20 protein-coding genes are annotated in these 13357 nt (G+C 41.2%); all 20 read right to left on the bottom strand.

Annotated features, from left to right (window positions below; translation table 11 throughout):
- Nucleotides 1-135 precede the first annotated feature (135 nt).
- Entirely contained in the window at nucleotides 136-1419 is a 1284-nt protein-coding gene (gene eno / locus QZT69_RS06370) for a phosphopyruvate hydratase (RefSeq protein ID WP_294671905.1), read from the bottom strand.
- 17 nt (nucleotides 1420-1436) lie between these two features.
- Nucleotides 1437-2540 carry a glutamine-hydrolyzing carbamoyl-phosphate synthase small subunit gene (carA, locus tag QZT69_RS06365; protein WP_294671902.1) on the bottom strand — a complete coding sequence of 368 codons (1104 nt, stop codon included), beginning with the start codon at nucleotides 2538-2540 and terminating at the stop codon, nucleotides 1437-1439.
- Nucleotides 2541-2655: 115 nt separating this feature from the next.
- Nucleotides 2656-4323 carry a hypothetical protein gene (locus tag QZT69_RS06360; RefSeq protein WP_294671899.1) on the bottom strand — a complete coding sequence of 556 codons (1668 nt, stop codon included), beginning with the start codon at nucleotides 4321-4323 and terminating at the stop codon, nucleotides 2656-2658.
- Between the two features lie 86 nt (nucleotides 4324-4409).
- Nucleotides 4410-4994, bottom strand: a complete 585-nt coding sequence (rplQ, locus tag QZT69_RS06355; RefSeq protein WP_294671897.1) for a 50S ribosomal protein L17 — start codon at nucleotides 4992-4994, stop codon at nucleotides 4410-4412.
- Nucleotides 4995-5116: 122 nt separating this feature from the next.
- Nucleotides 5117-6109: a DNA-directed RNA polymerase subunit alpha gene (locus QZT69_RS06350; protein ID WP_294671895.1), complete on the bottom strand. Its 993-nt coding sequence runs from the start codon at nucleotides 6107-6109 to the stop codon at nucleotides 5117-5119.
- Nucleotides 6110-6260: 151 nt separating this feature from the next.
- Nucleotides 6261-6872 (bottom strand): 30S ribosomal protein S4, encoded by a 612-nt coding sequence (gene rpsD, locus QZT69_RS06345; protein WP_294671893.1) that lies wholly within the window; start codon nucleotides 6870-6872, stop codon nucleotides 6261-6263.
- 85 nt (nucleotides 6873-6957) lie between these two features.
- Nucleotides 6958-7344: a 30S ribosomal protein S11 gene (gene rpsK, locus QZT69_RS06340; RefSeq protein WP_294671891.1), complete on the bottom strand. Its 387-nt coding sequence runs from the start codon at nucleotides 7342-7344 to the stop codon at nucleotides 6958-6960.
- 9 nt (nucleotides 7345-7353) lie between these two features.
- A complete protein-coding gene (gene rpsM, locus QZT69_RS06335) occupies nucleotides 7354-7728 on the bottom strand; it encodes a 30S ribosomal protein S13 (RefSeq protein WP_144334506.1) in 375 nt (124 codons plus the stop codon).
- Nucleotides 7729-7730: 2 nt separating this feature from the next.
- On the bottom strand, nucleotides 7731-7847 hold the full coding sequence (gene rpmJ, locus QZT69_RS06330; RefSeq protein ID WP_090248872.1) for a 50S ribosomal protein L36: 117 nt from the start codon (nucleotides 7845-7847) through the stop codon (nucleotides 7731-7733).
- Between the two features lie 33 nt (nucleotides 7848-7880).
- A complete protein-coding gene (infA, locus tag QZT69_RS06325; protein ID WP_013685534.1) occupies nucleotides 7881-8099 on the bottom strand; it encodes a translation initiation factor IF-1 in 219 nt (72 codons plus the stop codon).
- 3 nt (nucleotides 8100-8102) lie between these two features.
- The gene (secY, locus tag QZT69_RS06320) at nucleotides 8103-9446 is read right to left on the bottom strand and encodes a preprotein translocase subunit SecY (RefSeq protein WP_294671885.1); all 1344 of its coding nucleotides are present in this window, start codon (nucleotides 9444-9446) and stop codon (nucleotides 8103-8105) included.
- 23 nt (nucleotides 9447-9469) lie between these two features.
- Nucleotides 9470-9916 carry a 50S ribosomal protein L15 gene (gene rplO, locus QZT69_RS06315; protein WP_294671884.1) on the bottom strand — a complete coding sequence of 149 codons (447 nt, stop codon included), beginning with the start codon at nucleotides 9914-9916 and terminating at the stop codon, nucleotides 9470-9472.
- Between the two features lie 20 nt (nucleotides 9917-9936).
- On the bottom strand, nucleotides 9937-10113 hold the full coding sequence (rpmD, locus tag QZT69_RS06310) for a 50S ribosomal protein L30 (protein WP_294671882.1): 177 nt from the start codon (nucleotides 10111-10113) through the stop codon (nucleotides 9937-9939).
- Between the two features lie 11 nt (nucleotides 10114-10124).
- A complete protein-coding gene (rpsE, locus tag QZT69_RS06305) occupies nucleotides 10125-10643 on the bottom strand; it encodes a 30S ribosomal protein S5 (protein WP_144334502.1) in 519 nt (172 codons plus the stop codon).
- A 5-nt stretch (nucleotides 10644-10648) separates the two neighbouring features.
- Complete coding sequence (gene rplR, locus QZT69_RS06300; RefSeq protein ID WP_294671878.1) at nucleotides 10649-11002, bottom strand: 50S ribosomal protein L18; 354 nt, start codon at nucleotides 11000-11002, stop codon at nucleotides 10649-10651.
- A gap of 11 nt (nucleotides 11003-11013) precedes the next feature.
- Nucleotides 11014-11571, bottom strand: coding sequence for a 50S ribosomal protein L6 (gene rplF, locus QZT69_RS06295; RefSeq protein ID WP_294671875.1), 558 nt, complete (start codon nucleotides 11569-11571; stop codon nucleotides 11014-11016).
- 180 nt (nucleotides 11572-11751) lie between these two features.
- Nucleotides 11752-12150, bottom strand: a complete 399-nt coding sequence (rpsH, locus tag QZT69_RS06290; RefSeq protein ID WP_294671872.1) for a 30S ribosomal protein S8 — start codon at nucleotides 12148-12150, stop codon at nucleotides 11752-11754.
- Between the two features lie 59 nt (nucleotides 12151-12209).
- Entirely contained in the window at nucleotides 12210-12479 is a 270-nt protein-coding gene (gene rpsN / locus QZT69_RS06285) for a 30S ribosomal protein S14 (protein WP_013685542.1), read from the bottom strand.
- A 4-nt stretch (nucleotides 12480-12483) separates the two neighbouring features.
- Nucleotides 12484-13035, bottom strand: coding sequence for a 50S ribosomal protein L5 (gene rplE, locus QZT69_RS06280; protein WP_294671868.1), 552 nt, complete (start codon nucleotides 13033-13035; stop codon nucleotides 12484-12486).
- The gene (gene rplX / locus QZT69_RS06275; protein WP_294671866.1) at nucleotides 13035-13352 is read right to left on the bottom strand and encodes a 50S ribosomal protein L24; all 318 of its coding nucleotides are present in this window, start codon (nucleotides 13350-13352) and stop codon (nucleotides 13035-13037) included. Before rplX ends, rplE begins: the two co-directional genes overlap by 1 nt.
- Nucleotides 13353-13357: the final 5 nt, after the last annotated feature.

Raw genomic sequence — 13357 nt, 5'->3', positions numbered from 1 at the left:
TTTTCAACCTATTTGAATTCAAGTGTATAAGGTACAAATCTTTTATTAATTCCGCTAAAACAGAATAAGCAAGATTATAAAAACTAAAAAAGGGAGCTCGCGAGCTCCCTTCTTCCTTCTGGTTTTATTTCTATTCTATAAGAATCGAAAGTTTTTACCCGGATAATAGGCAGTTTCTCCCAATTCTTCCTCAATTCTCAACAATTGATTGTATTTAGCCATACGATCACTTCTGGAGGCAGACCCCGTTTTGATCTGTCCGCAATTCAAAGCAACTGCCAAATCTGCAATCGTGTTATCTTCCGTTTCACCACTTCTGTGAGACATTACCGAAGTATAGCTGTTTCTTGTTGCCATTTGAACTGCTTCGATTGTTTCGCTTAATGAACCAATCTGGTTTACCTTCACCAAAATCGAGTTGGCAATACCTTGTTCAATACCTTGTGATAAGCGTTTGGTATTGGTAACAAACAAATCGTCTCCGACCAACTGCACCTTATTTCCAAGTTTTTCTGTTGCTTCTTTCCAGCCTGCCCAATCATCTTCATCCAAACCGTCTTCGATTGAAACGATCGGGTATTTCTTGCACCAATCAGCCCAAAAATCAACCATCTGAGAAGAAGTCATGGAATCTCCGGTAGATTCGAACAAGTATAATCCTTTTTCAGCATTGTAAAACTCGGACGAAGCCGCGTCCAAAGCAATGTGAACATCTAAACCAGGTTTAAAGCCGGCCTTCTCAATCGCTTGCAATACCACCTGGATTGCCTCTTCGTTGGATCCCAAGTTCGGCGCAAAACCTCCTTCGTCACCTACATTTGTAGACATCCCTTTGTCCTTCAAAACAGATTTCAAGTGGTGGAAAATTTCTGTTCCCCAACGCAATCCTTCAGAAAAAGAAGATGCGCCGAAAGGCATCACCATGAATTCCTGGATATCGATCAGGTTGTCAGCATGTGAACCACCATTCAAAATATTCATCATCGGAACCGGCATTGTTGTTGCTCCAACACCACCAACGTACTTAAACAAACTAAGTCCTGCTTCCTGAGCCGCAGCTTTAGCAACCGCCAAAGACGTTCCCAAAATCGCATTCGCTCCCAATTTGGATTTGTTCGGAGTACCGTCCAATTCCAACAAAACACGGTCAATCAGTTTTTGATCGAAAATATCCATTCCGATCAATTCTTCAGCGATAATCGAATTCACATTTTCAACCGCTTTCAAAACTCCTTTTCCAAGGTAAACAGATTTATCGCCATCGCGTAATTCAACCGCTTCATGGACCCCGGTTGAAGCTCCGGAAGGAACTGCAGCTCTTCCTACAGCACCATTTGTTGTATAAACATCCACTTCTACTGTTGGATTACCTCTTGAATCTAAAATTTGTCTTCCGACAATGCGTGCGATATAAGTCATGCCTTCTTTTTTATGATTTATTTTTTTGCTTGCTTCATGTTCTCTATAAACTGATCGAATAAATAACGGGAATCGTGTGGCCCTGCAGATGCCTCCGGGTGATATTGCACCGAAAACACAGGTTTATCCGTTAGCATAATTCCTGCAATCGTTTGATCGTTCAGGTGTTCGTGAGTCACTTTAATTCGTGGATTGGACGCAACGCTGTCTTTTGCAATTACGAAGCCGTGGTTTTGAGAAGTAATCTCTCCTTTTCCGGTGATCAGGTTCATAACCGGGTGGTTAATTCCCCGGTGACCATTAAACATCTTTTCGGTTTTCAACCCCTGGCTAAGTCCCAGGATCTGATGTCCCAAACAAATTCCGAATATTGGATTTCCGATTTCTACCAATTCTTTTACCAAAGCAATTTCATTCGGCATTGCAGAAGGGTCCCCGGGCCCATTGGATAACATGTATCCGTCCGGTTTAAATGCTTTTAATTCTTCCAGAGAAGTATTCATAGGGAATACTTTCACCAGACATCCTCTGTCAGCCAAACAACGTACAATGTTCTTTTTCACTCCGAAATCAAGCAACGCAACTCTCAAAGAGCTGTTCGGATCCCCTACTTCGTAAGTAGTTTTAGTAGTTACTTTGGAAGATAATTCCAATCCATCCATGGACGGAATCTCCTTCACTTGCTTCTGCAGTGCTTTCTCATCCAGAATCTCTGATGAGATAATCGCGTTCATCGCACCTTTATGGCGGATATGGCGCACCAAAGAACGGGTGTCGATATCTGTGATACCTACTTTGTCGTTATCCAATAAGTAATCATTCAGATTTGATACCGCAGAAGATCTTGAAAAGTTTTCTGCAAACTTTTTGGTAACCAACCCGGCAATTTTTACCGTTTCAGATTCCACCTCTTCCGGATTAACACCATAATTACCAATATGGGAAGTCGTCATGACTAGTATTTGCCCATAATAGGAAGGATCAGTGAAAACTTCTTGATAACCGGTCATTCCCGTGTTAAAGGCAATTTCCCCAGTTGTTGTACCTATCTTTCCGGTTGCTTTACCGTAAAAAACTGTTCCATCCTCCAGGACCAGGAGCGCAGGCTTGCGTTCTTCCATATACTAAAATGTTTTTGCAAAATTAGGATTTCTATTTCAACTTCAAAAGTATCGTTCATAAAAAAGACTAAAGCCGGCTTATAACCGGCTTTACATCTCTCTATTTTGCAATGAATTATTTACTAACAACTGCCCGCAGAATCTGATTTCCTTCTTCTCCGGAAAAACGGATCATATAAAGTGAACTTCCGTATTGCGAAAGATCAAGGGTTATTCCTGTAAGCTCATAAAGATATTCCTCATGTACTAATCTTCCGTCTGAAGCAGTAATGGTGACCAAACCACTTTTCTTTCCTTTCAGGGTAAAAAGCCCTGTTGAAGGATTCGGGGAAATTGTGATCAGATCCAAATCCTGTTCTGACAATCCCAAATAATCAAATTCGAAAACGGCGGACTCGGAAGAACAATTAAAGGCATTCGTAACAACAACTGTGTAATTACCGTTTTGCTGGACATTTAATGAATCATTCGCTTCTCCCAACATTTCCTGTCCTTCCAGGTACCATTGATAAACTCCTCCAGCCGGGGAAGCGATCAAATAGGTTCCGGATGCTGTAATAACCGGTGTTGGCGGAAGCGGATTAACCACCAGATCTACGGCATCACTGGTGTCAACACCACAAATATTGGAAGTGATCACTGCATAACTTCCGGCAGTTCCCGTAAAATAAGCGCCATTCACGGAATCCGTTTCTTCTGCACCGTTCAATAACCATTGGTAGTCTACTCCCGTTGCTGGAAGTGCGGAAATCGTTACCATTTCACCGTCACAAACGGTAATCTGAGTAGAAGGATTTATTTGCGCTTCCGGAGTCTCCGTTACCTGAACGTCTTCTGCATAAGTGTCGGAACAACTGGTATAATAACCTAGCATCCCCGCACTAAGTGATACGTTTTCGGTTCCGGCCGTAGTAAAAGTGTAGGCAGCATCCTCACTGACCTGGGTTGTACCTGCGCTCCAAATGAATGTAGAATCAGCCGCATTATTCCAATAAGCATCGAACACATTCAGATTCAGCATACGATTTCCAAGAATGGAAGAAGATGTATTGTTGAACTCTAAAAGCTGGTCTGTACAAGCTGGCCCCTGAGAAATGAAATCTGCTGTGATATCATAGCTCACTATCGGGAAAACCATATATTCCAGATCCTGTCCGAAAAAACTAAGCGTTGTGTTCCAGGTCCCTGATCCGAAACGTCGCCATGCGAGTCCCTCACCGTATGAAAAAGTGCTCCAGCTATTACCTGCATTATTGGCCATTACAGCCAGAGTGTCATTTGGAATGGACCTTACGGCAACAGCAAAATTCTGATTATAAATGTACGGAGTAGTAAAAATTGCCTCGTAAAAATCAGAGTTGTTTGTTACAGTTACATCAGCAGAATCCAACTTGTTAACAGGCATATTGAAAGCATCCACGGAATATAAATAAGCCCGAACCTGGAGTGTTTGAGGAGCAGGTGAAGTACTATATGCACCACCCCAAAACTGTACACCATGGATACGAATCGAATCATCTATGTGATACGCCTGGGCAGCTGTCCGGACATTACCCACCATCGCATCTACAAAGAAGGAATCAGCTGCTGCTGTAAAACTCATTTCCTTCAAATAGGGGTATACAATGGTGTCAACACCACAAGAAGTTGATTTCACTGTTGAACGGGTTAGTGAAAGGCGCTTAGTTGAATTAAAGGGCATTTTTTGGCCTGTTTCCTGGCTCAAGGAAGTGTTTGCAAAAACAGAAAACACCAGAATTGTGAGTAAATAAATTTGTTTCATAGACTTTGTAAATAATGGAATATAAAAACTAAAGCAAAAAAAATGGACAGCAAAATTACTGTCCATTTTTATCAGATCAAAAGATTTTATTCTTCTTCTTTCTTTTCTTCTTCAGTTGCATCTGCTTCAGGAGCCTCTGGTGCTGCTTCTTCAGCTTTTACTTCTTCAACCACTTCAGCTGTCGGAGTTTCTTCAACTACTACTGCCTCTTCAACCACTTCTGCTGCAGGAGCGTCCGCTTTCTTAGTTGCTGTAGATCCACCACGACGAGAACGACGTGTTGTAGTTTTCTTCTCTCCTGAAGTGTATACTTCGTTGAAATCAACCAACTCGATCAAACACATTTCCGCGTTATCCCCTAAACGGTAACCTGTACGGATGATACGCGTGTATCCTCCCGGACGGTCAGCAATTTTCGGAGCAATTGTACGGAACAACTCAGTAACTGCTTCTTTGCTCTTCAAGTAAGAGAAAGTTGTACGACGGTTGTGAGTTGAATCGTCTTTTGATTTTGTTAAAATCGGTTCTACGTACACACGCAAAGCTTTTGCTTTAGCGATTGTTGTAGAGATTCTTTTGTGCTCGATCAAAGAACAAGCCATGTTAGACAACATTGCGTGTCTGTGAGCTGTCTTTCTACCAAGATGGTTGTGTTTTTTTCCGTGTCTCATAACTTTAAATTTCGTAAGTAACGGTTAGCAGGGCTTAGTTATCGCGTGATCCCGGCCACCTATTACGACATTATTAATTTTAATTTGCTCCTTTGCCAAAGCTTTAGAGCACAAGTGCGATACTAGTCTTTATCTAATTTGTATTTAGCAACGTTCATTCCGAAGTTCAATCCTTTAGAATCTACTAAGTCTTCCAACTCAGTAAGGGATTTCTTACCGAAATTACGGAACTTCAATAAGTCGTTCTTGTTGTAAGAAACAAGATCTCCTAATGTTTCAACGTCTGCTGCTTTCAAACAGTTTAGAGCACGAACCGAAAGGTCCATATCTACTAATTTTGTTTTCAACAATTGACGCATATGCAATGATGTCTCATCAAACTCTTCAGTTTCAGACTTCACTTCACTATCCAAAGTAATACGCTCATCTGAGAACAACATGAAGTGGTGGATCAAGATCTTTGCAGCTTCTTTCAAAGCATCTTTCGGATGAATTGAACCATCTGTAGTTAATTCCAAAACCAATTTTTCGTAATCCGTTTTTTGCTCTACACGGTAGTTTTCGATCGTGTATTTCACGTTCACAACCGGAGTAAAGATAGAGTCGATAAAGATCGTCCCGAACGGTGCGTTACCAGTTTTGTTTTCCTCAGCCGGAAGATATCCACGTCCTTTAATGATCGTCAATTCCATCTCCAACTTAACGGAGCTTTCCATGTTACAGATCACCAGATCAGGATTTAACACCTGGAATCCGGATGTGAATTTACCTAAATCGCCTGCAGTTAATTTATCTTGTCCGGAGATAGAAACAACAACTGTTTCGTTATCCGTTCCTTCGATTTGTTGTTTGAAGCGAACCTGTTTCAAGTTCAATACGATCTCAGTAACGTCTTCAACTACACCTTTCAATGTCGCGAACTCGTGGTCAACACCTTCGATACGAACAGATGAAATAGCGTATCCTTCCAATGAAGAAAGTAAGATACGACGCAATGCGTTTCCTACTGTAATACCGTATCCTGGCTCAAGCGGACGGAACTCAAATTGTCCTTTACGCTCGTCCGACTGGATCATAATTACCTTGTCAGGCTTTTGAAAATCTAAAATTGCCATTTTGTTTTCTTCTTTTTAATTGTTTTGCAGTTGCGCGGTCAAACCGGTTGAAGAAAGTCGATCAGACCCTTTTGCTGCAATCCAATGATTAAATAATGTAATAAGGAGCCCGAAGGCTCCAATATCGTGATCCCCTTTGAGCGGGGTCGGCTTACTTAGAGTATAATTCGACGATTAGTTGTTCCTTGATGTTCTCAGGAATCATATCGCGGGAAGGAAGACTCAAAAACTTACCTGATTTTGAAGAATTATCCCAATCTAACCAATCGTAACGCTTGTTTGTTGAAGCTGTCAATGAAGAAGTAATTGCTTCCAAAGACTTAGACTTCTCACGAACGCTAACTACATCACCAATACGCAAAGTATAAGAAGGAATGTTTACCACTTCTCCGTTTACTACAATGTGTTTGTGAGTAACCAACTGACGAGCAGCACGACGAGAAGGAGCAATTCCTAAACGGTATACTGTGTTGTCCAAGCGAGCTTCACACAATTGCAACAATACTTCACCTGTAATACCTTTCATGCGAGACGCTTTCTTGAACAAGTTCGAGAATTGACGCTCAAGGATACCGTAAGTATACTTTGCTTTTTGTTTTTCACCAAGCTGGATAGCGTACTCTGACTGCTTTCCACCACGGCGCTTGTTTGGTCCGTGTTGTCCTGGTCCATATTGTCTTTTGTCCAGAGATTTATCCGGACCGAAAATCGGGTCGCGGAAGCGACGAGCAATTTTCGATTTTGGGCCTGTATATCTTGCCATACTATAAAATGTAAAAAGGGGGATTATGAATTAAGGCTTTTCCTTCGATAATCAATTTCCCCTTTAGATTAAAAAATACTGTAAATTAAACGCGACGTCTTTTGGGAGGACGACAACCGTTGTGCGGAAGCGGAGTTACATCGATGATCTCGATCACTTCGATACCATGATTGTGAATTGCACGGATAGCTGATTCACGACCAGCTCCAGGTCCTTTCACAAATACACGCACTCTACGTAGTCCGAAGTCATGTGCTTCTTTAGATGCATCCTCAGCAGCAACTTGTGCAGCATACGGAGTGTTCTTTTTAGAACCCTTGAAGCCCATTTTTCCAGCGGATGACCAGGAAATAACCTGACCAGCGTTGTTCGTCAAAGAAATAATCACATTGTTGAAGGTAGCTTGAATATGCGCTTCACCCGCTGCGTCTACTTTGACGTTTTTCTTCTTCTTTTGATTTGCTTTTGCCATTTCTAACTATTATTTAGTCGCTTTCTTCTTGTTAGCAACTGTTTTTCTTCTACCTTTTCTAGTACGAGAATTGTTTTTCGTACGCTGACCTCTCAATGGAAGACCTGCACGGTGACGAATTCCACGTGTACATCCGATATCCATCAAACGTTTGATGTTTAATTGGATTTCAGAACGCAACTGTCCTTCTGTCTTAATCTCAGAAATTGAGTTACGAATCAAAGCGATCTGATCGTCATTCCAATCTTGTACTTTGATATTCTCATCAATTCCGTTTGATGTCAACACTTTCTTAGCCGTGCTACGACCAATTCCAAAGATGTACGTCAAACCGATTACACCTCTCTTGTTTTTTGGTAGATCAATACCTGCAATACGTGCCATAATTACCCTTGTCTTTGTTTTAGTTTAGGATTCTTCTTGTTAATCACGTAAACTCTTCCTTTTCTTTTAACGATCTTGCAATCTGCAGAACGTTTTTTTACTGAAGCTCTTACTTTCATCTTTTGCTTTTTTATCGGAATTCTTTCTTACAATTATTTGTAGCGGAAAGAAATACGTCCTTTAGTTAAATCATACGGAGACATTTCCACTTTCACACGGTCACCCGGAAGAATCTTAATGTAGAACATTCTCATCTTTCCTGAAATGTGCGCCGTAATCACGTGTCCATTCTCCAATTCGACACGAAACATTGCATTCGACAATGCTTCGATAATCGTTCCGTCTTGTTCTATAGATGCCTGTTTAGCCATAATCTAGAAACCTGATGACATTTCGTTTATACTTCTTCTTCCTCTCACACGAGATCCTTCCATCAAACCATCCATGTGGCGGTTCAACAAATAAGACTCAATTTGCTGAAGGGTATCTAAAACTACTCCTACCATGATTAACAACGAAGTTCCTCCGAAGAAATACTCAAAACCAGAAGTAATATTACAAGCATATGCTATGGATGGCAAGATCGCAATCAATGCAAGGAAAACAGATCCCGGCAAAGTAATGCGTGATACCAACGAGTCGATATACTCAGCAGTTTCATCTCCGGGACGAACCCCAGGGATAAATCCTCCACTGCGCTTCAAATCATCCGCCATTTTACGTGGGTTGATCATAATAGCAGTGTAGAAGTACGTAAATACGATAATCAAAAGCGCTAACAATGCATTGTAAGGCACACCATGTGTATCTCCTAATGCATACTGAATAATACCACCGTCTTTTTGCTGAGAGAAAATCATTACAGGGATAGTCATAATCGCCTGAGCGAAAATAATAGGCATTACCCCCGAAGCATTCACTTTCAAAGGCAAATAGTTTCTAGCCCCCTGCTCATCAACTGCTCTGGCTCCAACAACACGTTTTGCAGTGTTTAACGGAACTTTACGCACACCTTGAACAATCAGGATCGTTCCAAGTACGATAAGCATGAATACGATGATCTCCAAAACAATCTTAAGTGGGAAATCTTTGTTAGCAGCCATTTCAGACAAGAAAGATGACGGGAGACGAGACAAAATCCCTACGGTAATCAATAATGAAATACCATTCCCAATTCCTTTATCTGTAATGCGTTCACCCAACCATACAGCAAACATTGAACCGGCAACCATACAAGACACCGCTGTCGTCCACCATAACATGGATAGCTCAGCAGGCAGTGCACCCTGGATACTAGACGCATATAACGAGATATAACTTGGTGCCTGAACGGCACAAATTATAATCGTCAATACACGTGTATACGTATTGATTTGTTTTCTACCTGATTCACCTTCATTCTGCATTTTCTGAACAGCAGGAACTGCCATTCCCAATAACTGCATAATGATCGAAGCACTAATGTAAGGCATGATACCCAGTGCCATAATGGACACATTGGTAAACCCTCCACCGGAGAACATCGATAATAATGATTCAAGCACGTTGTCACCTCCTTTGCGGGATGCATTTGCAAGTACTGCTTCTGCATTCACACCAGGCAACATGATAAACGATCCGATACGGTATACGAGAATTAAGAAAAGCGTCAATAAGATACGCTTTCTTAATTCTTCTACTTTCCAGATGTTTTTTATGTTTTGTATAAACCGTTTCATAAAAAAAATGTCGGCAAAGTTAATTAGATTTCTGAAATAGAACCACCTTGAGCTTCAATTCCTGCTTTTGCAGAAGAAGAAAACTTGTGAGCACTTACTGTTACTTTCGCTTTAAGTTCTCCGCGACCCAGGATTTTTACAAGGTCGTTGCGAGATACCAAACCGTTTTCACGTAGTACTTCGATAGTAATATCAGTTACATTCTTACGTTCAACCAATGATTGAATAGCATCCAAATTGATTGCTTTGTATTCAACACGGTTGATATTTTTGAATCCGAACTTAGGAACACGACGTTGTAACGGCATTTGTCCTCCTTCGAATCCAATTTTCTTAGAATAACCAGAACGAGATTTCGCTCCTTTGTGACCGCGCGTAGCAGTACCACCACCACCGGAACCGTGTCCACGACCGATTCTCTTATCAGATAGAACGGATCCTTTAGCAGGTGTTAAATTATTTAAATTCATGGATAATTCGTTTTAAAGTATTATTCTACAACTTCTACCATATGCGCTACCTTCTTGATCATACCAAGAATTTGCGGAGTTGCTTCTTTCTCAATTACCTGGTTCAAACGGCGAAATCCTAACGCCTTGATTGTAGCTTTTTGACGAGCCGGGCGTTTGATAGCACTGCGAACTTGTTTGATTTTAATTGTTGCCATACTAGTTCTTATTAACCGTTAAACACTTTGTCCATACTGATTCCACGCTGACGTGCAACAGCAGCTGCATCGCGCATAGACGCCAATGCATTGATTGTTGCTTTAACAACGTTGTGTGGGTTGGATGATCCTTGAGATTTTGCCAATACGTTGTGAACACCTACAGATTCTAAAACTGCACGCATCGCACCACCAGCGATTACTCCTGTACCATTTGTAGCAGGTTTCAATAAAACTTCTGCTCCACCGAATTTTCCTTTTTGTGCATGAGGAACTGTACCTTTCAGGATCGGAACTTTAATAAGGTTCTTTTTCGCATCGTCGATTCCTTTTGTAATCGCTTCTGTTACTTCTTTCGCCTTACCAAGACCATGTCCAACGATACCGTTTTCATCCCCAACAACTACGATAGCTGAGAAACTGAACGTACGACCACCTTTTGTTACTTTAGTCACACGGTTCACAGCTACCAATTTATCTTTAAGCTCAATATCTGAGGCTTTTACTCTATTTCCTATAATTGCTGCCATGATGATTAAAATTTAAGTCCACCTTCTCTAGCTGAATCAGCTAATGATTTAACACGACCGTGGTACAAGTACCCGTTACGGTCAAACACTACTGATTCTACACCAGCTTTTACCGCTTTTGATGCGATTTCTTTTCCTACAATCGCTGCCTGCTCAGATTTGCTCTTTTTGTCAGCAGCTTTGTTCTTGTAAGAAGAAGCAGCAGCCAATGTAACTCCTTTTGTATCGTCGATCAACTGAGCATAGATTTGCTTGTTTGAACGGAATACAGAAAGACGAGGCACGGAAGTAGTACCAGAAATTTTCTTTCTGATTCTTCTTTTAATCTTTGCTCTTCTGTTTAATTTACTAAATGCCATAACTTTTAAAATTATTTTTTACCTGCAGATTTACCAGCTTTTCTTCTAATCTCTTCACCCATAAAGCGAATACCTTTTCCTTTGTACGGCTCAGGTTTACGAAGGGAACGAATTTTGGCAGCAGCCTGGCCCAAAAGTTGCTTATCGTGTGACTCTAAAGTCACAACCGGAGCTTTACCTTTTTGAGTATCTGCAGATACCTTAATTTCTTTCGGGAACTCGATGATGATCGGGTGAGAATAACCTAAAGCTAACTCCAACGATTGTCCTGTTGCAGTTGCACGGTAACCTACTCCGATTACTTCCAATTCCTTTTTGTACCCTTCGGATACACCAACAACCATGTTCTGGATTAAAGCGCGGTATAAACCATGCTTAGAACGATGGTCCGGCGCATCAGACGCGCGGCTTAAAGTGACCTCAGATCCTTCAATGTTGATTGAAACAGCTTCTGTATCGAAGTCTTGTTCCAATGTTCCATTCTTTCCTTTTACGGAGATAACTGATCCGTCCACCTTTACTTCAACTCCACTCGGGATTGTTACTGGGGATTTACCTATCCTTGACATTATTTATTTAATTACGAATTACGAAAACGAGCGCGAAGGTACAACAATAAAAGATACGAGTCAAGACCCATATCTTTTTTGCTTACCTAGCACTCAGAAATCTGCATTCTAGTTTCTACTTGTTTAAAAGAAAAAAGGCGGCTGAGCTTAGTCGGAGCCCCCTTTTTAATTTTATGCTTTTTAATATACGTAGCAAAGAACTTCTCCGCCAACGTTTTCTTTTCTTGCTTCTTTATCTGTGATTACTCCTCTGGAAGTAGAAACGATAGCAATTCCCAATCCGTTCAATACACGTGGCATTTCTGCTGCACCTGAATACTTACGAAGACCTGGACGAGACGCACGCTCGATCTTAGTAATCGCCGGAACTTTTGTTGATTGGTTGTACTTCAAAGCAATCTTAATGATTCCTTGTTTTCCATCTTCTTCGAACTTGTAATTCGCGATGTAACCTTGATCGAACAAGATTGCTGTAATGGCTTTTTTCGTGTTTGAAGCAGGGATTTCAACTGTTTTCAAACGAGCCATATTCGCGTTACGGATTCGTGTTAGATAATCTGCAATAGGATCTGTATACATGTCCTTTTTCTTTTATTAATTACTCGGTAGAGTTTCAATTCGTCAACTGACGAAGACTTTTACCAACTTGCTTTTTTAACTCCCGGGATTTTACCTGCCAAAGCCATTTCACGGAAAGTAACACGTGAAACACCGAATTGACGCATATAACCACGAGGACGACCAGTCAACCCGCAACGATTGTGTACACGAACCTTAGAAGAGTTCGCTGGCAATTGCTGCAATGCATCCCAATCTCCGGCAGCTTTCAACTCTGCTCTTTTAGCAGCGTATTTAGCAACCATTTTTTCTCTTTTGCGCTCACGCGCTTTCATTGATTCCTTAGCCATTGTCTTATTTTTTGATGAATGGGAATCCGAAGGCATCTAGCAAAGCTCTTCCTTCTTCGTCGCTTTCAGCTGTTGTAACAAAAGTGATATCCATACCCAGGATCTTGCTTACCTTATCGATATCGATCTCCGGGAAAATGATATGCTCTTTAACTCCCAAATTGAAGTTCCCACGTCCGTCAAATCCTTTCGGGTTAACTCCACGGAAGTCACGTGTACGAGGTAAAGCAACAGCAATAAAACGATCTAAGAAGTCGTACATTTTATCACCGCGTAAAGTAACTTTAGTACCGATTGGCATTCCTTTACGCAATTTAAAGTTCGAAACGTCTTTTTTAGATATCGTAGCTACTGCTTTTTGACCTGCGATGCGAGAAACATCTGCAACCGCATTGTCAACGATTTTCTTATCAGCAACTGCATCACCCAATCCCTGGCTGATTACAATCTTCTGCAACTTAGGCACACGCATAATGGTTTTGTACCCAAATTTCTCAGTCAATGCAGGAATAATTTCCTCTTTGTACTGTTTTTTTAATCTTGGTGAATAACTCATTACTTGATCTCCTCTCCTGATTTTTTAGAATAACGAACTAACTTACCTTTCGCATTTTCCTTACGTCCAACGCGAGTCGCTTGTCCTTTAACAACCACCATTAGGTTAGAAATATGGATAGTTCCTTCTTTCTCAACGATTCCTCCTTGTGGCTCAGACGCGCTAGGTTTTGTGTGACGTTTAACCATGTTCACTCCACCTACGGTAGCACGCTCTTTGTTTCTGTCGATAGTCAGTACTGTTCCTTCCTGACCTCTAGACTCACCGCTTAATACTTTAACAGTGTCGCCTACTTTGATGTGTAATTTCTTTTGCATGACTT

It is taken from the genome of uncultured Fluviicola sp., assembly GCF_902168135.1.
Classification (GTDB): Bacteria; Bacteroidota; Bacteroidia; order Flavobacteriales_D; family Crocinitomicaceae; genus Fluviicola.
This window is presented reverse-complemented; position numbering and strand designations above follow the sequence as displayed.

Excerpts from the sequence above, each read along its gene's own strand:
- eno (WP_294671905.1), bottom strand. The coding sequence starts at position 1,419 with ATGACTTATATCGCACGCATTGTCGGAAGACAAATTTTAGATTCAAGA.
- carA (WP_294671902.1), bottom strand. The coding sequence starts at position 2,540 with ATGGAAGAACGCAAGCCTGCGCTCCTGGTCCTGGAGGATGGAACAGTT.
- QZT69_RS06360 (WP_294671899.1), bottom strand. The coding sequence starts at position 4,323 with ATGAAACAAATTTATTTACTCACAATTCTGGTGTTTTCTGTTTTTGCA.
- rplQ (WP_294671897.1), bottom strand. The coding sequence starts at position 4,994 with ATGAGACACGGAAAAAAACACAACCATCTTGGTAGAAAGACAGCTCAC.
- QZT69_RS06350 (WP_294671895.1), bottom strand. The coding sequence starts at position 6,109 with ATGGCAATTTTAGATTTTCAAAAGCCTGACAAGGTAATTATGATCCAG.
- rpsD (WP_294671893.1), bottom strand. The coding sequence starts at position 6,872 with ATGGCAAGATATACAGGCCCAAAATCGAAAATTGCTCGTCGCTTCCGC.
- rpsK (WP_294671891.1), bottom strand. The coding sequence starts at position 7,344 with ATGGCAAAAGCAAATCAAAAGAAGAAGAAAAACGTCAAAGTAGACGCA.
- rpsM (WP_144334506.1), bottom strand. The coding sequence starts at position 7,728 with ATGGCACGTATTGCAGGTATTGATCTACCAAAAAACAAGAGAGGTGTA.
- rpmJ (WP_090248872.1), bottom strand. The coding sequence starts at position 7,847 with ATGAAAGTAAGAGCTTCAGTAAAAAAACGTTCTGCAGATTGCAAGATC.
- infA (WP_013685534.1), bottom strand. The coding sequence starts at position 8,099 with ATGGCTAAACAGGCATCTATAGAACAAGACGGAACGATTATCGAAGCA.
- secY (WP_294671885.1), bottom strand. The coding sequence starts at position 9,446 with ATGAAACGGTTTATACAAAACATAAAAAACATCTGGAAAGTAGAAGAA.
- rplO (WP_294671884.1), bottom strand. The coding sequence starts at position 9,916 with ATGAATTTAAATAATTTAACACCTGCTAAAGGATCCGTTCTATCTGAT.
- rpmD (WP_294671882.1), bottom strand. The coding sequence starts at position 10,113 with ATGGCAACAATTAAAATCAAACAAGTTCGCAGTGCTATCAAACGCCCG.
- rpsE (WP_144334502.1), bottom strand. The coding sequence starts at position 10,643 with ATGGCAGCAATTATAGGAAATAGAGTAAAAGCCTCAGATATTGAGCTT.
- rplR (WP_294671878.1), bottom strand. The coding sequence starts at position 11,002 with ATGGCATTTAGTAAATTAAACAGAAGAGCAAAGATTAAAAGAAGAATC.
- rplF (WP_294671875.1), bottom strand. The coding sequence starts at position 11,571 with ATGTCAAGGATAGGTAAATCCCCAGTAACAATCCCGAGTGGAGTTGAA.
- rpsH (WP_294671872.1), bottom strand. The coding sequence starts at position 12,150 with ATGTATACAGATCCTATTGCAGATTATCTAACACGAATCCGTAACGCG.
- rpsN (WP_013685542.1), bottom strand. The coding sequence starts at position 12,479 with ATGGCTAAGGAATCAATGAAAGCGCGTGAGCGCAAAAGAGAAAAAATG.
- rplE (WP_294671868.1), bottom strand. The coding sequence starts at position 13,035 with ATGAGTTATTCACCAAGATTAAAAAAACAGTACAAAGAGGAAATTATT.
- rplX (WP_294671866.1), bottom strand. The coding sequence starts at position 13,352 with ATGCAAAAGAAATTACACATCAAAGTAGGCGACACTGTTAAAGTATTA.